At 73.7% G+C, this 19,861-nt stretch carries 20 protein-coding genes and 1 pseudogene; 12 read left to right on the top strand and 9 right to left on the bottom strand.

The annotated features are described in order from the left end of the window. Nucleotides 1-14 precede the first annotated feature (14 nt). The 4 genes and pseudogenes from ABD343_RS06175 to ABD343_RS06160 form a co-directional block, all read left to right on the top strand. Nucleotides 15-869, top strand: a pseudogene (locus ABD343_RS06175) (AfsR/SARP family transcriptional regulator); the annotation flags it as partial. Between the two features lie 189 nt (nucleotides 870-1,058). After that, nucleotides 1,059-2,288: an NB-ARC domain-containing protein gene (locus tag ABD343_RS06170; RefSeq protein ID WP_344525572.1), complete on the top strand. Its 1,230-nt coding sequence runs from the start codon at nucleotides 1,059-1,061 to the stop codon at nucleotides 2,286-2,288. Between the two features lie 54 nt (nucleotides 2,289-2,342). Beyond that, nucleotides 2,343-2,771: a hypothetical protein gene (locus ABD343_RS06165; protein WP_344524870.1), complete on the top strand. Its 429-nt coding sequence runs from the start codon at nucleotides 2,343-2,345 to the stop codon at nucleotides 2,769-2,771. 18 nt (nucleotides 2,772-2,789) lie between these two features. Further along, complete coding sequence (locus tag ABD343_RS06160; protein WP_344524868.1) at nucleotides 2,790-4,007, top strand: hypothetical protein; 1,218 nt, start codon at nucleotides 2,790-2,792, stop codon at nucleotides 4,005-4,007. A gap of 100 nt (nucleotides 4,008-4,107) precedes the next feature. Here the strand turns inward: ABD343_RS06160 and ABD343_RS06155 are convergent, their stop codons facing one another. Genes ABD343_RS06155 through ABD343_RS06130 form a run of 6 tightly spaced genes read right to left on the bottom strand, consistent with a single transcriptional unit; the run spans nucleotide 4,108 to nucleotide 10,140 of the window. Further along, nucleotides 4,108-5,586 (bottom strand): ATP/GTP-binding protein, encoded by a 1,479-nt coding sequence (locus ABD343_RS06155; RefSeq protein WP_344524866.1) that lies wholly within the window; start codon nucleotides 5,584-5,586, stop codon nucleotides 4,108-4,110. 31 nt (nucleotides 5,587-5,617) lie between these two features. Beyond that, complete coding sequence (locus ABD343_RS06150) at nucleotides 5,618-7,114, bottom strand: SCO6880 family protein (RefSeq protein WP_344524864.1); 1,497 nt, start codon at nucleotides 7,112-7,114, stop codon at nucleotides 5,618-5,620. Then, complete coding sequence (locus tag ABD343_RS06145; RefSeq protein ID WP_344524862.1) at nucleotides 7,104-8,534, bottom strand: hypothetical protein; 1,431 nt, start codon at nucleotides 8,532-8,534, stop codon at nucleotides 7,104-7,106. Before ABD343_RS06145 ends, ABD343_RS06150 begins: the two co-directional genes overlap by 11 nt. Then, complete coding sequence (locus tag ABD343_RS06140; protein WP_344524860.1) at nucleotides 8,534-9,316, bottom strand: DUF8175 domain-containg protein; 783 nt, start codon at nucleotides 9,314-9,316, stop codon at nucleotides 8,534-8,536. The genes ABD343_RS06145 and ABD343_RS06140 overlap by 1 nt, the downstream gene beginning before the upstream one ends. 11 nt (nucleotides 9,317-9,327) lie before the next feature. Then, the gene (locus tag ABD343_RS06135) at nucleotides 9,328-9,684 is read right to left on the bottom strand and encodes a hypothetical protein (protein WP_344524856.1); all 357 of its coding nucleotides are present in this window, start codon (nucleotides 9,682-9,684) and stop codon (nucleotides 9,328-9,330) included. 12 nt (nucleotides 9,685-9,696) lie between these two features. Beyond that, on the bottom strand, nucleotides 9,697-10,140 hold the full coding sequence (locus ABD343_RS06130) for a DUF6668 family protein (protein WP_344524854.1): 444 nt from the start codon (nucleotides 10,138-10,140) through the stop codon (nucleotides 9,697-9,699). Between the two features lie 309 nt (nucleotides 10,141-10,449). Between ABD343_RS06130 and ABD343_RS06125 the strand changes: the two genes are divergently transcribed. The 3 genes from ABD343_RS06125 to ABD343_RS06115 are packed head-to-tail and all read left to right on the top strand — an operon-like array spanning nucleotide 10,450 to nucleotide 13,215. Beyond that, nucleotides 10,450-11,505 carry a C40 family peptidase gene (locus ABD343_RS06125; protein WP_344524852.1) on the top strand — a complete coding sequence of 352 codons (1,056 nt, stop codon included), beginning with the start codon at nucleotides 10,450-10,452 and terminating at the stop codon, nucleotides 11,503-11,505. Further along, complete coding sequence (locus ABD343_RS06120) at nucleotides 11,502-12,203, top strand: hypothetical protein (RefSeq protein ID WP_344524850.1); 702 nt, start codon at nucleotides 11,502-11,504, stop codon at nucleotides 12,201-12,203. The genes ABD343_RS06125 and ABD343_RS06120 overlap by 4 nt, the downstream gene beginning before the upstream one ends. A 13-nt stretch (nucleotides 12,204-12,216) precedes the next feature. Next, entirely contained in the window at nucleotides 12,217-13,215 is a 999-nt protein-coding gene (locus ABD343_RS06115) for a hypothetical protein (RefSeq protein ID WP_344524849.1), read from the top strand. 160 nt (nucleotides 13,216-13,375) lie between these two features. Here the strand turns inward: ABD343_RS06115 and ABD343_RS06110 are convergent, their stop codons facing one another. From ABD343_RS06110 to ABD343_RS06100, 3 genes are all read right to left on the bottom strand, one after another. Next, nucleotides 13,376-13,966 carry a sigma-70 family RNA polymerase sigma factor gene (locus ABD343_RS06110; protein WP_344524847.1) on the bottom strand — a complete coding sequence of 197 codons (591 nt, stop codon included), beginning with the start codon at nucleotides 13,964-13,966 and terminating at the stop codon, nucleotides 13,376-13,378. 201 nt (nucleotides 13,967-14,167) lie between these two features. Then, nucleotides 14,168-15,223 carry a hypothetical protein gene (locus ABD343_RS06105; RefSeq protein ID WP_344524845.1) on the bottom strand — a complete coding sequence of 352 codons (1,056 nt, stop codon included), beginning with the start codon at nucleotides 15,221-15,223 and terminating at the stop codon, nucleotides 14,168-14,170. A 31-nt stretch (nucleotides 15,224-15,254) separates the two neighbouring features. After that, complete coding sequence (locus ABD343_RS06100; protein ID WP_344524843.1) at nucleotides 15,255-16,082, bottom strand: transglycosylase SLT domain-containing protein; 828 nt, start codon at nucleotides 16,080-16,082, stop codon at nucleotides 15,255-15,257. Nucleotides 16,083-16,289: 207 nt separating this feature from the next. On the opposite strand from ABD343_RS06100, the gene ABD343_RS06095 reads away from it, so the two are divergent. From ABD343_RS06095 to ABD343_RS06075, 5 genes are read left to right on the top strand one after another with little or no spacing between them, the layout of a single operon-like run. Further along, entirely contained in the window at nucleotides 16,290-17,021 is a 732-nt protein-coding gene (locus tag ABD343_RS06095; RefSeq protein WP_344524841.1) for a DUF6668 family protein, read from the top strand. Further along, complete coding sequence (locus ABD343_RS06090; RefSeq protein WP_344524839.1) at nucleotides 17,018-17,308, top strand: hypothetical protein; 291 nt, start codon at nucleotides 17,018-17,020, stop codon at nucleotides 17,306-17,308. The genes ABD343_RS06095 and ABD343_RS06090 overlap by 4 nt, the downstream gene beginning before the upstream one ends. A 12-nt stretch (nucleotides 17,309-17,320) precedes the next feature. Further along, nucleotides 17,321-17,617 (top strand): hypothetical protein, encoded by a 297-nt coding sequence (locus ABD343_RS06085; RefSeq protein WP_344524837.1) that lies wholly within the window; start codon nucleotides 17,321-17,323, stop codon nucleotides 17,615-17,617. Between the two features lie 24 nt (nucleotides 17,618-17,641). After that, on the top strand, nucleotides 17,642-18,412 hold the full coding sequence (locus ABD343_RS06080) for a DUF8175 domain-containg protein (protein ID WP_344524835.1): 771 nt from the start codon (nucleotides 17,642-17,644) through the stop codon (nucleotides 18,410-18,412). Continuing rightward, nucleotides 18,405-19,850: a hypothetical protein gene (locus ABD343_RS06075; protein ID WP_344524833.1), complete on the top strand. Its 1,446-nt coding sequence runs from the start codon at nucleotides 18,405-18,407 to the stop codon at nucleotides 19,848-19,850. The genes ABD343_RS06080 and ABD343_RS06075 overlap by 8 nt, the downstream gene beginning before the upstream one ends. Nucleotides 19,851-19,861 lie beyond the last annotated feature (11 nt).

Raw genomic sequence — 19,861 nt, 5'->3', positions numbered from 1 at the left:
TCGTGACATCCGTCATGCGGATGAGTGCAGGTCCGCACTGCCGCCCGCGTCAGCGCGGGGGAATCGTGGAGCACATGAAGACCACTGCTCAGCCCGAAGTCCTGCGAACGGCCCGACCCGAGACCTCCCTGCGTTTTGCGGTGTTGGGCCGGGTGCGGGCGTGGTGTGGGGGGCGGGAGTTGGATTTGGGGTCGCCGCAGCAGCGGGTGGTGTTGGCGGTGTTGTTGCTGCGGCGTGGGCGGCCGGTGTCGGTGGGTGAGTTGGTGGACGCGGTATGGGGCGGGGAGCCTCCGGCCGCGGCGGTGTCGGTGTTGCGGACGTATGTGTCGCGGCTGAGGAAGGTGCTGCGGTCGGGGCCGGAGTCGGGGCCTGGAGGTTCGGGGGGTTCGGGTCAGGTGCTGGTGTCGGTGGCGGACGGCTATCTGGCGCGGGTGCCGGACGGCGCCGTGGACGTGGAGGTGTTCGAGGGCGGGGTCGCCGAGGGGCGGCGGCTGCGCGGAGCGGGGGACCTGGTGGGTGCGGTGGAGGTGTTGCGGGGGGCGTTGGGTGTGTGGGAGGGGGTGCCGTTGGCGGGGTTGTCGGGGTCGTTCGTGGAGGTGGAGCGGGATCGGTTGGGTGAGGTGCGGTTGGGGGCGTGGGAGGTGTGTGCGGAGTGTGAGGTGGAGTTGGGCCGGCATGGGGAGGTGGTTGCGGGGTTGGTGGGGTTGTTGGGGGAGCATCCGTTGCGGGAGGGGTTGTGCCGGTTGTTGATGCTGGCGTTGTACCGGTCGGGTCGGCAGGCGGAGGCGTTGGAGGCGTACCGGGGGATGCGGGCGCGGTTGGTGGGGGAGTTGGGGGTGGAGCCGGGGGTGGCGTTGCGGGAGTTGCACGAACGTATCCTCGCGGCGGACCCCGCCCTCGACCTCCCGCAACGGGACCGGTTCACGGCACCGGCACCGGCGCCCAGGACGGCCGCGAGACTCACGCCGCCCGCGACGACCGTTATCCCCGCGCCGTCCCCGACCGCCCCGACCGCCCCGGCCGCCCCCGCGCCGTCCGCGATGCCCGGAGTATCCGCGATGCCCGGAGTCTCCGCGATGCCCGCGGCCCACTTATCCGCGGAGTCCGCACTCCCGGAGCACGAGGGCTGCCGCCCGGAGCCCACGGGCGCCCGGCCGCCCGCCGCACCGCCCCGTGCGCCGGGGCCCGCGCAACTCCCCGCCGACCTGCCCACGTTCACCGGCCGCGAGAGTGAACTCCGGCAGGTACGGGCGCTCGCGCCGGGCGCCGTCGCACCCCCGTCCCTCATGGTGATCCGGGGCATGGCGGGCATCGGCAAGACCGCCCTGGCCGTGCACTGGGCCCACCGCATCGCGCACCTCTACCCCGACGGACAGCTCCACATCAACCTGCGCGGGTTCGACCCGACCGGCGTGGTCGTCCCGCCCGCGGAGGCCCTCCGCGGCTTCCTCGACGGACTGGGCGTCGCCAGGGACCAGATCCCCGGCCCCGTCGAGGCCCAGTCCGCGCTCTTCCGCAGCCTGCTCGCCCGGCGCCGCATGCTGCTCCTCCTCGACAACGCCCGCGACACCGAGCAGGTACGCCCGCTGCTGCCCGGCTCCGCCGACTGCCTCGTCATCGTCACCAGCCGCAGCCAGCTCACCGGCCTCATCGCCAACGAGGGCGCGCAGCCGCTGACGCTGAACGCGCTGACGACCTCCGAGGCGTACGGCTTCCTGGAGCGCCGCATCGGAGCCGCGCGCCTGAGAGCCGAACCGAGGGCGGCGTACGAGATCATCGCGCGCTGCGGCCGGCTGCCCCTGGCCCTCGCCGTCGTCGCGGCACGGGCCGCCACCCACCCCGGGTTCACGCTCGACACCGTCGCCAGGGAACTGAGGGAGAGCCAGGGCAACCTCGACGCGCTGAGCGGCGGCGACGCCACCACGGACCTGCGCACCGTCTTCTCCTGGTCCTACCAGTCGCTCTCGGCTCCGGCCGCGCGCCTCTTCCGGCTCCTGGGCCTGCACTCCGGCCCGGACATCACCGCGCACGCGGCGGCGGCGCTCGCCGGGCTCCCCTTCCGCGAGACCCGCAGGCTCCTCTCGGAGATCACCTGGGTCCACCTCCTCAACGAGCCCGCGCCCGGCCGCTACACCCTCCACGACCTCCTGCGGGTCTACGCCGCCGAACGCGCCGCCGTGGAGGAGCCGCCCCGGGAGCGGGACCGCGCGGCGGAGCGGCTCCTGCGCTGGTATCAGCACCTCGGGGAGACCGGGGGGAAGGCTCCGCCGATGCCGCCTTCTGTCTGAACCGTCGGCCCCGGAGAGCCGTTGTGAGCGGCAGGAGAAGGGAAGGTGCAGCAGATGGCGGAACAGCCGGAACAGCAGGACGGCCTCGCGCCGGTGGAGCAGCTCAGGGTTCTGGAGGCGCTGAGGGACGTCAACCGCGCCGCTCGCCCGTACAGGTTTCCGCACTCCCCGGGCGAACGGTATCTGCGTGTCCTCTCGGAGGCCGCACGGCGCTACCACATCGACTGCGGCCGCGAGTACCTCCGCGCCGTGTCGGGCAACGACGGGAGCATCCAGGGCCGCAGGCGGCTCGCCGCGGCCGTACGCGCCAAGGAGCAGGCAGAGGAGCAGCGGCTGCGGCACGGCTGGGCGTACGAGAGCATGGTGGCGGACTGGCTGTGCGAGGAGTCGCCGCACCACCGCGACCGGATCGCGGCCCGGATCGCCATGATGACCGCCCCGTCGGCCCAGTTGGTCCAGCCGCTCCGGCAGGTCCGGCTCTGACCGTGAAGGAGGGGAGCCGTGGCCGCCATGGAAACGGAGAGCGCGCCTAGCCTGAGCAAGGAGGCTTTCGAGCTCGCGGAACAGCTCATCAAGCAGGTCCGCGCCCGCCAGTCCCGCGGATACCGCTCCTGGGGCAGGCTGAGGCGCCTCTTCCAGCGGGGCGGCCGTGCCGACCCGTCGCCCGGGCCCGGGCCCGAGGAGGGGGACGCCGCCCAGCAGAACCCCTGGCTGGGCGCCGGGCAGGGCCGGGCACCCGGGGCCGGAACGTCCGGCGGATGGCCGCCGGTCGATCCCTACTCGTACGCCTCCGACCGGGCGCACCGCATGCCGAGCAATCTGTACGCGACCCTCGACGCGGGGCGTCAGCAGCAGGTCCAGCGCGCCATGCGGATCCTTCTCGGCCAGGAGGAGAGCCTCCAGTGGTCGGCCAAGTACAAGAAGCGCTTCGACCGGGGCCGACTGCCGGGCGCCGAGAGCATGCTGGCCGGCCAGCAGGCCCCTCGGGAGCGGGAGCCTGCGCGGGAGCGTGAGCCTGCGCCGGAGCGGCCGGAGCCCCGCCGGGGGATGGACGGCGCGAACGGCCCCGTGGGCTCCGCCGCTCAGGCGTGGTCCGCCCGGCAGTTCGAGCAGAACGATCTGCAGGCCAGGAGCCCGGAATGGGCGGAGGCCCAGCGGCGGGCCAAGGAGCTGATCCAGCACGACGTCAGGAGGGGCCGCTCCGACCCGGCCTCCGCGCCGGGGCAGCCGCGTGACGACCCGCGCGTCGAGGTCGCGAACCTCACCGACGCTCAGAGGGACATGACCGCGCGGGCGATGCGGATGATGCTCTACAACAGGAAGAACGCCAAGCACCTGGACCGCTACCGGGAAGGCGGACTGCCGAGCGCCGACATGCTGCTGGGCGAGCACCCCTCCCGGACGGGGAGGGGGACGGGGGCGGGAGCGGAGAGCAAGGGCCCTCAGAACCAGCAGCAGACGGCCAAAGCGGCCACGCCCGAACCGTCGGGCCTGCCGGCCTTCACGCCGTGGGGCCAGCCGGCCACGATTCCCGGTACTCCCGTGCGTGTGACGCAGCTTCCGCTGACCATCCCCGGAACTCCGGCGCCGGTGAACCCCGTGGAAGGGAAGGCCGCTGGCACCTCCCCCTCCGGCAGGCCGGGAACGCCTCCGTCGGCCAAGAGCCCGGCAGTGACGGAGCCGAAGCCGGAGCAGAAGCACGCCAGGAAGAGGGGATAGCCCGGGAAGGGTGTGGCCCGGGCCGGTCACCCGGCCGGGACGCTCCTCACGGGTGGAGGGCCCGGGTCTCCCAGACCCGGGCCCTCCACCTGCCCTCTCCCTACTTGTTCCAGCGCTTGTTCGTGTTGTTGACCGCCAGTTCCGCCGCCGTCAGGTCCACGCGGAGGGGGATTCCGGGGCGGCTGCCGACCTTGATGAGGAAGTTGCCGAGGCCGGGCGGCGCCGCGCGGCGGCCCGTGGCCGCGTCCCAGGCGGGGGGCGCCGACCAGTCGGACAGGAGCCGCTTCTCCGCCGCCGTCAGCTCGACGACCTGGCCGAGCTGCGGCATCTCCGCGGGCGGCAGGCCCGCCGAGATCACCATGCCCGCGCGTTCCACGAACCCCTTCGCCTTGGTGCGGTCCTCCTCGGCCGGGAGCGCGAGGAGGTCGTCGATGCTGTGCGTGACCATGGCCAGGCCCACGCCGCGCTGACGGTCCAGGCGGGTCAGGGCGTTGACGCGGTCGACCAGGCCGCGGCCGGCCTGGAGGACCCGCCACAGCTCGTCCATGACGAGGAAGTAGTTGCGCTGCGGCTCCAGTCCCGCGTCCGCGAGCGCGTGCGCGGCGGAGACCGCGCCGAAGCCGTAGGACCAGCAGGACAGCAGGGCCGCCGCCTGGAGGAGGGTCTCGCTGTCGTCGATGCCGCTGACGTCGAAGCAGACGGGGCGGTCGAGCCGCATCGGCTCCGTCGTGGGCCGCGCGAAGGTGTCGCCGAGGCGGCCGTCGCTCAGCAGCGCGGTGAGCGAGGCCTCCAGGTTCTCGGTGATGTCCCGGTACCGCGTCATGTCGCCCCGGTCCAGGGCGACCGCGCGTACGGACTCCGGGGCGTCCTTGAGGACCCGGACGAGGTCGCCGAGGACGGGGGCGTGCCGGGGGTCGGCGCCGTGCCGGTCGTCCAGGACGTTCAGCGCGGCCGAGAGGATGGTCTCCTCGCGGTCCGTGGGCGGTGCCGTGCGCAGGATGGTCACCAGCGCGGAGACCATGTGCAGGCGGCGGCCGTGGATCTCGGCCAGCAGCCTGCCCCGGGCCCCGCCGGTGAGCCGGGAGGCGGCCTGGAGGGATTCGCCGGGGTCCAGGACGTTGAGGTTGCCCCGGCCCCGGCCCAAGCTGATGACCTGGCCGCCGATCGCCCTGATGAGGTCGGCGTAGTCGGGCTTGAGGTCGCCGAAGATCAGCGGGTGGACCCCGTATCCGGACAGGCCCAGCGCCATGCGCCGTACGGCCGTCGACTTGCCGAGCCCCGGGCGGCCGAGCACGAACACGGACGGGTTGGCCAGCAGGCCCGTGCGCATGAACCACGAGACGGGGTCGCAGCAGACCGTGGCTCCCGACTGCAGATCGCGGCCGAGAGGCACGCCGACCATGGGGGTGCCGGCCCCCGCGCCGAACGGCCACAGCCCGCACACCTGCGCCGTGGTGCCGCGCCACTCGGGCGCGGGGTCGACGTAGCCGACCATGCCGCCGCCGGGGCCGGGCCTGCCCCGGGGCGTGGGGCGCCGCTGCTGCCGGGCGCCCGGTGCCTTCGTCTTCGTCTTCGCCATCAGGTTCTCCTCCTGTCCGCCGGTGCCGGGGTCACATCACGTCGCGCACGGTCTGGGGCAGCGCCGTGTGCAGCGGCAGCACCAGGCCCAGGGGGAGCGCCGCCGCGAACGCCGCCGCCTGGGAGCCGTACACGGGCCGTACCGCGATACGGGCCGCGGGCGCGAGGTTGTCCACGGCCGCCGCGGCCTCGGGCAGCTCGGCGGCGGAGCCGACGGTCGCGGTGATCAGCATGCCGAAGCGGATCACGCCGTGGCCCTGGGCCTGTTCCTCGGTGGTCCGGCGCGCGGCGACCACCTCCGCGTCGTCGCGGGCGTGGCCGATCTGCGACTGCTGGGCGCTGAACAGCGCGTTCTTGTAGTCCTGCTGGACGACCCTGGCGCCCTCGGCCCGGGTGTGCGGGCGGTACAGGAGCGTGACGCGCTTGCGGGCGATGTCCGTGCTGGGCTGCACCAGTCCGGTCAGGACGTTGGAGAACACCTCGCCCTGCGGGGCCTCGGTCATGGCCCACGTCATGCTGAAGGCCCCGTCGTGCCGGTAGTGGTCCCACGCCTCCCGCGCGGCCATGGGCCCGGCCTGACTCCACGTCAGCCCCGTGCCGCCGGTGGCCCGGGCCTCCTCCACGAGGGGCGCCACGGTCGGGTCGTAGGCGACGCGCACCGCCTCGGTCAGCTCGGTCGCGGTCATCGGCGCCGCCGCGCCCGCGCCGGTCATGGACAGCCCCGCGGTCAGGCCCGGCAGCCGCGTGCCGATGTGCAGCGCCATGTCCTCGGCGCTGCGGCGGGGCGTACCGGCGCGGGCGGCGCCCGAGTACGTCAGCGCGATCCGCGTGGCGATCTGCGCCGAGCCCGCCGGATAGGTGGAGAGCACCTCGCGCAGCATCGACGTGGCCAGGCCGGGGGAGTCCGGGGCGGAGTTGGCGTCGATCTCCTGCTGGAGCCGGACCCCGGTGTCGGGCGCCGTCTCCACGGTGACGCTCGCGGCGACGAGGTCGGGCTCGGAACCCAGCGCGGACAGCCACTGGCCCCAGTGGGCCACCCACGTGTCCACCTGCCGTTCCTCGACGAGGCCCGCCCCGTCGGGGTCGCAGGCGATGACGACGGTGTGGTGGCCCGTCGACGGGATCGTGATCATGGCGAACGGGCGGGAGTAGCCGTCCTGCGCCTCCGTGAGCCTCGATCCGGCCGCCAGGCCCGGCAGTTCGCAGGTGCCGTTCCCGGAGCGGCCCATCGGACCCGAGCGGTACTCGTGGTTGCCCGCTGCGGTGGTGCGCCGCCAGGCCAGCCGCACGGCGCCGCGCTGCATCACCGTACGGCCGTGCCGGTCCTTGAGGGCCAGCGGCGCCACGGCGATCGCCAGGCCCAGGGCCAGGCACAGTGCGGCCCACAGCGAGACGAGCGTGGTGAGGACGACGGCGATCAGCCCGGCGAACAGCAGCAGCGTCGTCCCCAGGGACAGGCCGCGCAGGCCGGAGGTGCGGGGCTTGCGGAAGTTGCCGTAGGTGCGGGGAATGAGTTCTTCAGCGGCCACGGGGCTTCTCCTGCGGGTGGTCGGTGGGGTGGCGCTCCGTCATCGGTGCCGTCGCGGGTGCCGTCGCGCGGGTCGTCGCCGGTGCCGGTGCCGTCGCCGCTTCGGTCCGCGACGCCGGGACCGGCACCGGGGTGTCGGCGGCGCTGTCCCGCGGCTCCGGTCCGCCGGGCTCCGGCCCGCCGGATTCCGGATCGCCGGACTCCGGGCCGCGGGCGTGCGCCGTCCGCGGCGGGCCGCCCGCCTGCTCGCCGCCCGGCACGGCTCCAGGGCCGCTCGTCCGGGCGCCGCTCGCCTCGGGGTTCACGGCGGTACGGGCCCCGGGGCGGGCGGTGCCGGGCCGTGCCCGTGGGGGGCCGCCGGGGTCCGGGCGTACGGCGGCACCGGCCACCGACCGTCCGGTGGCGAGGCTGCGCAGGTGCGGTACGGGAAGCGCCCCGGTGGCCGCTGAGGCGGGGCCGTCCGCCCCCGCCGAGGCCGTGGACCTGGCGGCGCGGCCGGAGCCCGCGGAGACGGCGGCCTGGACGACGGGCGCGGTGAACCGCATCAGCGCGGGGAGCGTGCAGCAGGCCAGGACGAGCAGCACGACTCCGGAGATCATGGAGACGACCTCGTCGCCCTGCTTCCGGCCCGGGATCGCGAAGGCGGCGGCGTACACGACGGCCGCCGCCGGTTTGTAGAGCACGAAGGCCAGCAGCCAGCCCACGGACCTGCGGAACCAGACCCGGCCGCCGGGTGCCGTGCTGGCGGCGGCGGCCAGCGGGAGCGTGCCGGTGAGGATCACCAGCATGGCCATCCGCACGATCATCAGGGCGATCTGCGCCACGCTGCCGACGATCACCAGCACGGCCATCAGCAGCACGAGGAACGACGAGTCGCCGCCGCCGAGCGCCAGCATCGCCGAGGTGCGTTTCTCGAACTCGTCCACGCACTGCGCGACGGGCTCCCCCGCGGCGCTGATCTGACGGCAGCCGGTGGACCTGTCGATGATCCACACGCTGAACTTGTCGCCCGCCGAGGTCAGCAGGCCGACGGTGGCGACGCCCGCGGAGGAGACGACGACCAGCGTGAGCAGCCCCTGGAGCGCCTGCCGGGCCGAGTCGCCGCGCCGCTGCCAGGCGAGCTGCCCGGCGGCGAGCAGCAGGCACAGCACGGCGGTGAACGAGGTCACCCACAGCGTGGAGCCCTGGAGGAACGCCACCGGGCCGCTGTCGCCGCCCAGTTCGGGCGTGCCCAGGTCCATCCAGGCGCCGCCGAGCGACTTGACGGTCGTGGCGGCGCCCTGCGCCGCGCTCTCGGCGATGTCGTCGAAGCCGCTGTCGCCCAGGTCCTTCGGGGACGGGGCCGGGGATTTCCCGGAGCCGTCGCCCACGCAGTATCCGCCGACCGAGGGCGCCACCCAGCCGAAGTCGCAGCCCGCCATCACACGCCTCCCCACTCGGTGTATCCGGCAAGGGAGTCGACGGGCGCGGGGTCCGCGGGGTCGGCCGGGTACTCCAGCCGCCAGTCGCCGTCCCGCCACAGCATCGTCGTGGTGGCGGCCTGCATCCGGCCGTCGGAGAACCGCCACACGGTCTGGAGCACCGCGGTCGAGGAGCTGTACGTGACGAACTTGAACCCCGCGATCTGCCCGTGCGCGCCGCGCTCCGGAACGCCGGAGCCCTTCTTCTCCGCCGCGGTCCGCTGGGCGATGTACGCGTCGCGCCCCGCGCCGACCGTCTGGACCCGGGTCACCTGCCGCCAGTCGTCGGCGGCCAGGTAACGCACGCTGATCTGGCTCGCGGCGAGCAGCGCGCCGACGGGCGTACGGGCGTAGCAGCGCGCGATGTCCGCGTCGGCCACGGCCGGGCCCGCCGCCTTCGAGGAGGGCAGAGCCACGCCCTCGTAGAGGTCCCACTTCACGTGCCGGGGCGCGGAGTCGGGCACGTCGCGCTCGTCGTCGGCGAGTTCGGGGCACGGGCCGTCGCCGTCGGGCGGGGGCGGCGAGGGGTCGCCGGCCCGGGGCGGGGCCGAGGACGGCCGTGCCGCGGCGGGCGCGCCGTCCTTGCCGGATCCGCCGTCCGCGCCGGAGCCGTCCGAGGTGAGGACGACCGCGCCGCCGACGACGGTCACGAAGCCGAGGAACGCGGCGGCCATGACGAAGCCGTTGCGCAGCCACGGGCTGCGGGGCTCGTCGGCCCCCGCCCGGTTGCCGGGATCGGTCATCTCCGCGCCCCCTAGACCAGCGCGCCGACGATGCCGGAGGCGGCGCCTATGAGCAGGCACGCGCCGAGGACGAAGCCCAGCCCGCGGGCGTGTTCGCGCCCGCCGCCCCGGGAGTGGTCGACGGCCATCCGCGCCGCGACGCCGAAGATGCCCGCGACGCACAGGGTCGTGACGGTCCACGCCACCCACCTGAGGACCTTCAGCAGGTCGTCGGAGCCGGGCGGCGCCTCGCCGCCGCCGACGTCGGGCACGCCCGTCGGCTTCGGGGAGTCCGCGAGGAGCTGGGAAGCGGACCCGCCCGAGGGGCGGGGCGCGGAGTGGGCGAGGGTCTGGGAGGCGTCTGTCAGAGCGGCCAAGAGGCTGGACAACGCGGATCCTTTCTAGGCGGGTCGCGTGAGTCGTGTCAGGTCGCGCGCGAGGGCCGCGCACGCCTTGGGCAGGTGCGGCTCACCGAGCCGCCAGGGCTCCACCCACGGGATCTCCCACAGCCGCGGCACGGCCCCGGAGACGAGCCGCACCCGGTCCCGCAGGGCGCGCGGGAGCCGTCCGGGCGCGTCGGCGACGACGACCAGGCCGAGCAGATCGACGCCGGTGACCATGCGCGAGGCCCACTGCCGCGCCGCGTTCTGCGCGGCGTCGAGGCCGCGCGCGCTGGAGCGGGCCACCAGTACCACCGGCTGGGTCTGCGCGGCGGACGGCCAGGCGCGACCGGCGTCCCGGCCGCCGGGCACGGCCTCGTCCAGCGCGCTGACGCCCGCGCCTCCGTGCGCGCCCAGCCACCACCACGCCGGGCCCTGGCCGACGTCCGGCCGGGCGACGGGCAACGCCCGCTCAGGAGGCGGGATTCCCGCGCCCTGAGGTGCGGTCGGACCGGTGAGTCCGTCCGGCGCGAGCTGAACCGATCGCTGGGGTTTCCCGTTGGTGCCCCCCGGACGGTCGGACGGCGCCAACCAGGGATTGACAACCGGCACATCCCCCGACATGGCAACTCCTTCGACCGCTGACAAGACGAGCCGATAGTACACATAAGTCAGCAAAGCGCAATAAACAGCGCGGAGTTGAGCTTGTGACTCCTATAAGAACGAAGCGCGCAAATCACCCATGTCGAACTGCGAGCGTTACAGGGGGTTCAGGTGAGGGGTCATCCCGGCCGGACAAGTCCGAGCCTGCTGGTGGCCGTGGTGGCCGCCCTCGGACTGATCGGCTCGCTGGTCGGCCTGTCGGTGGTGGGTGCGGCGGAGGAGAACCGCGGACACGACGCCGCGACCGCGGGGTTCGCCACCGGGCTGAAGCCCGGGCGCGTGCCGTCCGAGTACCTGCCGTGGCTCAAGCGCGCCGGCAAGGTCTGCCCGGAGGTCAGCGCACCCCTGCTGGCCGTGCAGATCGAGGCCGAGTCCGGCTGGAACCCCGATGCCGAGAGCCCGGTGGGGGCCCAGGGGCTGAGCCAGTTCATGCCCGGGACCTGGAAGACGTGGGGCGTGGACGCGGCGGGGAAGGACGGCGGCGACGAACCGGACGGCACGGCCGACCCGTTCACCCCGGGCGACGCCATCATGACCCAGGCCCGCTACGACTGCTGGCTCGCGGACAAGGTCGAGGACATGGGCGTCGACGGCGACGTCACCCGGCTGCTGCTCGCCGCCTACAACGCGGGCCCCCAGGCGGTCGACGACTACGACGGCGTGCCGCCGTACCCCGAGACCCAGAACTACGTCAACAAGATCATCACGGCGCTGCCCCGGTACACGGACGGCGAAGAGGAGGGATCCGGCGGCCCGTTCGGCGACCGCGTCGTGGCCGCGGCCAAGAAGTGGCTGGGCACCCCGTACTCATGGGGAGGCGGCGGCCCCGAGGGGCCCGGCCGCGGCTTCGCCCAGGGGGCGGGCACGGTGGGCTTCGACTGCTCCAGCCTGGTGCAGTACGCGGTCTACCACGCCAGCGGCGGCGAGACCCTCCTGCCCCGCGTCTCCCAGCTCCAGGTCAAGGAGGGGAAACCGGTGTCCCGGGACGACATGCGGCCCGGCGACGTGGTCGGGTTCCAGCTCGGCGGCAGCTTCGACCACATCGGCATCTACATCGGCGGCGGACAGTTCCTCCACGCGCCCCGCACCGGAGACGTCGTCAAGATCAGCGATCTCGACGAGCCCTCCTACGCCGACAAGCCCCAGGAAGTGAGGCGGTTCGGATGACCACACGCGGATCGCGACGGCGTACGGCCGTCGCGGCGACGGCGCTCACGCTCGTGCTCGCCCTCGCCGCGACCGGCTGCGGCGCGGAGATCGGGGGAGGGGACGGAGGCGGCGGCGAGGGCGGAGAGAAGGCCCGTACCGCGCCGTCGGCACCTCCGGCCACCGGCACCGGCCCGTATCCGACCCCGTCCGACGCGGCCGGGGAGCCCTCCCGGCCCCCGCGTTCCGGCAAGTCCGGGGCCATCAAGGCGCCCAAGGGCGGCATCGTGCGGCCGGACGACGTGGAGCAGGACGACGCCGACGAGGTGAGCCGCGGCGTGCTCAGGTCGCTGTGGACGTTCGACACCGCCGTCGACCGCGGCCCCCAGGACGCCGAGCTGCGGACGGCCGACGTGGGCTGGCTGACCGGGGCGTACGCGAAGCGGCTGCGCGGGCACCGCTCCCGGCCGGTGCCCGGCGCCCAGTGGCAGCGGTGGGACGACCACCGCGCCTACACCACCGTCGGGCTGAAGCAGACGCAGGACGCGGCCAAACCGCCCGACTCCGACGCGGAGGCCTGGCGCCAGTGGACCGTCACCGCCACCCCGAAGGGGCGCGACCGGTGGAAGGGCGACCCCGTCACCGTCACCGCGTACGTCCAGCTCACGCGCACGGCGCCCGGCAAGCCCTGGCGGGTCGCCGGCGTCACCGTCCCCTAGCCCGGAGAACCTCATGCCCTCCACGTCCTCCGCACAGGATCTCGTGTCCGACACCGCGGACGTCCCCACCTGGCCCGTCTACGACCTGACCGTGCACGAGGACGGGCGGATCGTGACGTCCGGCCCGCTGATCCCCCTGACCGGGCATCCCACCCGCGCCGCCGCCGTGGACGCGGTGGCCGCCGCGGCCTCCCGGCTCGGCCGCCCCGTGCGGGCCAGAGCCATCGAACCGGACGGCAACGTATGGCAGTTGATCATCGCGCCCGACGGCGAGGTCCGTGAGGCGCCGGGGGAGGGGCCGCCGTCGCCCCGCGCGGCGGCGCCGAAGAAGGCCAGGGCGAAGCGCCAGGAGCAGGCGGCGGCCCCCGCGCCCACGGCGAGGGCGAGCGAGCCCCCGGTGGCACGCGCCGCCCCTGCCCGGACGCGCGAGGAGCCCGCGTCGTACGAGGGTGAACTGGCCCGGGTCCGGGCCCTGATGGAGGCGGGCCGCGCCGACGAGGCGACGGCGCTCGCCGTGGAGCTGGACGAACGGGCGGCGGGCGTCCTCGGGGTGTCCCACCCCGACGCGCTGCGGATCCGCGAGGTCCTCGCCCGCGCCAGCGCGGCGGCGGGAGACGCGGTCGGCGCGATCCGGCTCTACCGGGACGTGGCCGAGCGCTGGCACTACAAGAGAGAGGCCCGGCGGGCCGAGGAAGTGGCGAGCCGTGCCGAGACGCTGTGGGTGCGGATCACCCGCGTGGACCAGGCGCTGACCGCCGGGGTCGCCATGATCCGTATGCGCAACCAGATCCCGGGGCCCTCGGGCGACGCGCTCACCGCGGTCCTGGAGCACTGGGCGTGGCTGGAGGAGCAGGCGTACGGCGTGAGCAGCGGTCCGTACGAGGGTGCCGTGCGCGGTGTCGCGGAGGCGTCCGCTCCGGCGGAGCGGGAAAGTCAGGTGCGGCGGGACGAAGAGCCGAGGCCGCTGTCTACCTGGGAAAGGCCTGCTGTGCGCGCCCGTTCGGCGGGCTGAGTCCGAGTCCGGCCCGTCGCCGGGCGGGGTTCCGGAAGGGTCTCCGGGCGGGTCTCCGGGTCCCGTTCCGAAAGACGGGTCTCCGGGTCCGGGTCCTGAGCGGGGTGAGGCAGCCGGGCCCCCGGGGCGCCCAAGTCGGGCCGCCCCACGGCTGCGTGTGTCACGCCGCGGACGAATACCTTCTTGCCGGCTTGAGCCCGGCGGCCGCCCCGCCGCCGGGGTCGCCGACACCCAGGACGAGACGCAGTGCGCGTATCGCGTGGTGCACGCGTGACTTGACGGTGCCCGAGGGGACACCGAGGACCTGTCCGGCCTCACGCATCGACCGGCCGGAGTAGAAGGTCTCGTACAGCGCTTCGCGGTGGTTGGCCGACAGATGCTGGAACGCCTCCTTGAGCACCATCGAGGAGAGCAGACCGTCCACCTCGTCCGGGCTCGTCAGCAGGTCGTCCAGCCAGGCGTTGCCGTCGACCTCCTGCGGGCGTGTCATCCGCAGGCGGTAGTCGTCGACGACGAGGTTCCTCGCCACCTTGAACAGCCACGGCCGCAGCGGCCGCCCCGAGTTCAGGTCCTGCGTGCGCCAGCAGCGCAGCAGGGCTTCCTGCACCACGTCCTCGGCCCTGTACCGGTCACCTCCCAGCAGCCGCACGACGTAGGAGTACAGCGGCCCCGCCTGTTCCTCGTAGAGCACGCGTATCGCACGTTCCCGATGGCTCATCGCTCCCGAGGAGCCCATCACGGTCCAGTTCACGATCCGTTCCCTCGTTCCATGACCTCGTGGAGAGTGGTCCGAGACCGGACGGCCTCGGATACGGGGAGTGTGGCGAGAGGGGCTCCACGGGGATTTGACGCGGGATTGACGCAAGGGACCCGGGATTGACGGAGGGGTGCACGGGGCGTCGCCGGGAAGCGGTGCCGAGACGGCGCGGAATCGTGTATTCCGCGCCGTCTCCTATCGCTGACCTGCGATTTCCCTCTCCACGCCGGTGACTTCAGGGTCGGCGTCAATCCTGGTGAGCGCATGTATACGCCGGATGATCCGGTTGACCATTTCGGTGTCCATCGCCCCGCCGCTGCCCTGCTGGGACCACACGGCGAGCAGGGCCCGGCCGTGGTCGACGACCTCGGTGAGGTCCTCGATGGACGACCAGGCGGCCGCCGCGCGCGTCAGGTCCTCGTGCGCCCGGGGGTCCCCCTGGCGGTGGCGCATCCGGGAGAGTTCGAGGCACAGGACCGTCGCGTCGGGGAAGTTCCCGCACCGGTACGCCGCGAACGCCTCCAGTTCGAGCGCTTCGAGCCGGAGGGGGTGCTCGGCGCCGAAGAGGCGCGTGGCGTGCTCCCGCAGCCGGAACGCGAGCGCCGCCGCCCGCTCCGGCGAGCCGGTGTCGAGGGCACGGCCGATGCCGGTGACGAGCGGCGCCAGCTCGTCGGGAACGGGCGGAGAGCCGACCGGCGCGACGGACGGCCTCCTCTCCTCCGGAGGCGCGGGCGCGGGCGCGGGCGCCGGCTCGGGTACGTACGGGGCCACGGGCGCGGGCGTGGGTTCGGGTTCGGGTTCGATCACGGGCAGGACCGCGGTGGCCTCTTCGGGCCGGGGCGAGGGCCGGGGCGCGGCCTGGGGGGCGGGCTGGGGTTCGGGCTCGACCGGGGGCAGGACCTCGGTGGCGTCCCCGTCCGGAGGGCCCTCCTGCAGGAGGCGGCTCGAACCGTCGGGGCCGACCTCGATATGCGTGGCGTACTCCTCCAGTTCGTCGACGATCACCACCTCGACCGGTTCGCCCTGCGTCCGCGCCACGTAGTGCATCGCGTCGAGGACGGCGACGTGGACGGGCTCGCCTGCCGGTACGGGGAAGTCCTCGCCGCCGACCACCACGCGGCCGTCGCGGCCGATCAGTACGTCCCAGACCGCGGGTGCGGGCGAGGGTGCGGGCGAGGGCGCCGGTGCCGCGGCGGGCTCGCCGTCGGGGGCCTGCGCCTTCCAGTGCTGCTCGGGCTTCTTCTTGAACACCTGGGCTCTCCTTCGTTCTCGCTCCTCCGGGTCAGCCGTCGTCGCCGGGCCCGGGGGAGGACGAGGTGGGAAACGGCGAGGGCGTGGGGTACGGCTGGCCGTCGGGCGGCTTGACGGCGCCCGAGTACAGGGAGAAGCCGCTGCGGACGGCGACGATGTAGCCCTTCGCGTCGCGGTCCTTGGGCACGCCGCGGGCCTTCTTGACCGCGTCGAGGCTGCCGAGGCTGTACGCCGCCAGGGTCATGTCCAGGCGGTCCCCGGTGACCTCGTTGTTCTTGGCCATCTCCTCGATGTCCTTGGCCAGCGCGCACATGTAGCGGGCCTGCGCCATGATCGAGTCCTCGGCGTCCAGGGCCGAGGTCTCGTCGTTGTCGTCGTCGTCCTCGCCGTACTCCTCGAACTTGTCCGGCGGGAGCTGCGAGATCCCCTTCTTGCCCTTGGGGCCGATGAGGTCCTTGTTGAAGCCGGACGCCTGCTGGATCTGGGCGGCGATGACGATCGGCCCGATCTGGGGGCACTCCTCCCCGGCGTCCTTGATGGCCTCCAGGTAGTCGGCGGGCACGCTCGCCTCGTTCAGCTCGCCCTTGCCGTCGCTGTAGTACGCCTCGGAGACCTTGTCGCCGGTGTCGTCCCCACCGCCGCCGCCCGAAGGGCAGCCGAAGATCTTGCAGATGAGCACCAGCGGCCAGAAGATCACGCCGAGGGCGCACACGATCACGACCCCGACGAGGAGCAGCAGGACGATCAGCGGCACGAAGCAGCCGAAGAACCCTCCTCCGGCGACGGCGCCGATCATGATCGCGCTGTTTCTCCCCTTCTCCGCGGTGTCCGTCTTCCCTCCGGAGCCGCCTGCTCCCATGACCGGTCACACCCCTTGCGTTCTCCTGCGCGACATGGGGCCCGACGAGTTCTGAACCAGGTCACCCGGTTTCCCGTAGTGGCTGCCCGACGGAGCAGCGCGGGCCCGCTCGCCGTAACGGAATCGGCGGCCGGTCAGTTCAATGCGGGCCCGGGATCCGTCGTTCGAAGTCGGAACCGAGAGTGAAGTGAGAGAAGGGGGACACGCATGGCTGTCCCACCGGCGGCGTCCGCAGGCCCGCAGATGTGGGTGCGCGGGCCGTCCGCTGATCGGACCGCCCCGGCACAGGCCGCACCCCGGGCACCCGCGGCGAGGCCCGCACCGTCCGTACCGCCCGCGCAGCCCGTACCGCCCGCGCAGCCCGTACCGCCCGCGCAGCCCGTACCGCCCGCACAGCCCGTGCCACCCGCGTCGGCCGCGCCACCCCGGACGGCCGCGCCGCTCCGGTCGGCCGCGCCGCCCGCTTCCGCCCCTCCGGCGGCAGCGGCCGTGCCCTCGCCGCACCGGGGAGAGCCGGTCGCGTGGGTCAACGCGCACGGCGGGGGCGGCGCGAGCACGCTCTCCCGCGCGCTGGGCGGCGCGGACCTGGGCCTGCGCTGGCCCGAACCGGCACAGGGCGAACCGGGCGGCGTCCTGCTCGTCGCCCGTACCCACTCGGGAGGCCTGCGTGCCGCGTCCCAGGCGCTCAACGCGCTGCGGACCGGCGACCATCCGCCGGGGGTGCACCTGATCGCCGTCGTGCTGGTCGCCGACGCGCCGGGGCGGCTGCCGGGGACCCTCGGCAAGCGGGTCCGCGTGATGCGGTCAGCGGCGGAGATCCACCGCGTGCCGTGGATCCCGGCCTGGCGCGTCGGGGAGGAGCCCGGCTCGCTGCCGAAGGCGGTACGGGCACTTGCCGGGCTCTTCCCGGCGGTCCCCGGAGGAGGGGTGGTCCCGTGAGACGCCTCGCTGCCGGGAAGTGCCCCCCCTTCGGGCCCTGCAAGGACTTCAACCCGGTCGAACATGGCGCGAACGACCTCCTCGCCAATATCGCCTGGATCGTGACGGCCGCCGCCGTGGCGGGGGTGATCGTCGTCGGCATCCAGATGGCCCTGCAGGTCCACCGCGGCGAACCGGGCGAGGGGGCGACCCATTTCCGGGGACTGCTCGTCGTCCTGTGCTCCTGCATCATCGGCAGCACCGCGGGGCCGCTCGTCAATTTCCTGATCGTTCCCTATCTCACCTGAGCGGAGTTTCCCGTGAAGCACATCGTGCATTCCCTCCATGTCAGTGCCCAGGACATCCTGCTGGCGGCGCCGCCCAAGCCGGGGCGGAAGGCGCCGGGGCCGCTGAAGGAGGCCGTCAACAACGCGCTCTCGCTGGCCAGTTGGGTGGGCACGGCGGCGGGCGTGGCCGGTGTCATCATCACCGGCGCCATGATGGCCGTTTCCATGAAGCAGGGGCAGGGCTCCGACCATCTCCCGCGGCTGGGAATGGTGATGGGCGGGTGCGTGCTCATCGCCACCGCGGGACCCGTCATCGGCTTCTTCTTCTGATGGTCCGCGGGAGGGGTTGTCCGCATGTTCGGCTTGAGGCGCAGGAGAGAACCGCCCTCCGGGCCCTTCTACAAACAGCGCGGATGGGTCTCGGCGGTGATGTTCCTCGGATTCGTCCTCGTCATGTCGCTGATCGCTCTCGTGGCCGGTCCCGAGATCGAGGACGACTCGGAGAAGAGCCGGAAGGAGCTGGACGGCGTCAGCGGCCCGCTGTCGCCCGGCGATCCGCAGCAGGTGCGCGACGGCCGGGACGGCCGGCCGCGCAACTGCCGTACGGACGACGGGGACCAGGAGCAGCCGCGCTCGGCGCCGACCGACGTGACCTGGCGCAAGCGGGTCGCCCTCATGGTGCCCGTCTCACCGAAGGCGGGCCCGCTGCGCACCGACGAGCCGGGCATGTGGTGGTGCTTCGCCCGCACGCCCACCGGGGCCGTGATGGCGGCCCACCTCATTCCCGTCCAGGTCAGTGGCGCGGACTGGCGCACCGCCGCGGAGCAGCAGATCGTGCCCGGAAAGGAACGTGACATGTTCGTCACCGCCAAGGCCAGGGCCGGCGCCTCGCCCCCGACCGAGGTCGGGCGGTTCGTGGGGTTCTCCCTGGACTCCTACTCGCGCGGGGCCGCGACCGTACGGCTGCTGCTGACCCGCCCATCGGGCGGCTACCTGTCGACGTCGGTCTCCCTGCGCTGGCGGGACGGCGACTGGAAGGTGGCCCTCCAGGAGGGCTCCCTCTACTCGCCCGCCAAGCAGGGGCAGCCCGACGGTTTCGCCATGTGGGGAGCGGCACGTGGCTGACCCGGGCGATCTCGAATCCAAGTGCAAGGCCTCACTCGACTTCTTCGGGCTCTTCGACGACCCCATCGGCGAGATGGTCGGTCTGGTGGCCAAGCTCTTCATCAACGCCGCCTTCGGCGTCCTGCAGGCCGTGCTGGACATCGACTCGCAGAACCAGGGCGTCTCCGCCCAGATCAGCGGGCAGGTCCGATGGATCGTCGTCTACCTCTCCGTCGGATCGATCCTCTTCTCCGCCGCCAAGATGGCCCTGGACCGGCGTGCCGAGTCGGGGCAGACCGCGCTGAAGGGCATCATGCGCGTGCTCCTGGTGAGCACGCTGGCGAGCACCCTGGTCAACACGTTCACCATCCTCATGGACAGGTACACCGAGCACCTGCTCGAGGGCGCGTTCGAGGCGCTCAGGGACAAGATCGACTGCGCCGACGCCCTGCCGAACATGCTGATGCTCGTCGTCGGCTGTCTCCTCCTCATCGCGGGGATCATCCACGCGCTGCTGATGTGGATCCGGCTCGGCGTGATGATCCTGCTGATGGGGACGCTCCCGCTCGCGGCCTCCGCGTCCATGACGGACTGGGGCACCACGTGGTGGCGCAAGCACATCGGATGGATGACCGCCTGGCTGCTGTACAAGCCCACGGTCGGCCTCGTCATCTGGTCCGGCGCGACGATGGTCAACGCGACGACCACCGGCGAGGGAGAGGTCAAACAGGTCAACACGCAGATCGCCGGCATGGGCATCCTGCTGCTCTCCGCGGTCTGCCTGCCGGCGCTGATGCGCATCATCGTCCCCGCGACGGAGGCCCTCGGCCAGTCCGACGGCGTCGGCAAGGCGACGACGGGCGTCGTCGGCGGCATCGCCAGCGGGGCGAAGGCGGTCGGCGGCGGAGCCATGACCGTCGCGACCCGCGGCCTCGCCGGGGGCGGGGCGGCGGCCAAGGGCGGCGCGGCCTCGGGCGCGTCCGGATCGGGTTCCGGCGGCTCCTCGGGAGGCGGCGGCGGATCCGGCGTGCGCAGCGGCCAGAGCGCCGGAGGCGGTCAGGGCGGCGGCGGAAGCGGCGCCGGAAGCCAGGGCGGTCAGGGACCCCAGGGCAGCCAGGGCGGCGGCGGCAGCCAGGGGAGCCGCGGCGCCCAGGGCAGCCAGGGCGGCCAGGGGCGGCAGGGCAACCAGGGCGGCGGAGGCCAGGGCCCGCTGAGCGGTGGCGGCGGTGGCGGCTCGCCGGGCGGCGGCTCGTCCGGAGGCGGCGGCACCGCGGCCTCCGGCGCCAGGGCGGCCGCGACCAGGGCCCTGCCCATCGTGGGCGCCGTCGCGGGCGTGGCCGGACACGTGGCCCACAAGACCGTGAAGGGTGCCCTCAACGTGGCCCAGAGCGGCGTCGAGGGCGCCAACGGCACCAACGGCACCGACGGGCCCAGCGGGGCCAGGAACAGAGGCGGCTGACCCCGTCGACG

It is taken from the genome of Streptomyces albiaxialis (assembly GCF_039530985.1).
Classification (GTDB): Bacteria; Actinomycetota; Actinomycetes; order Streptomycetales; family Streptomycetaceae; genus Streptomyces; species Streptomyces albiaxialis.
This window is presented reverse-complemented; position numbering and strand designations above follow the sequence as displayed.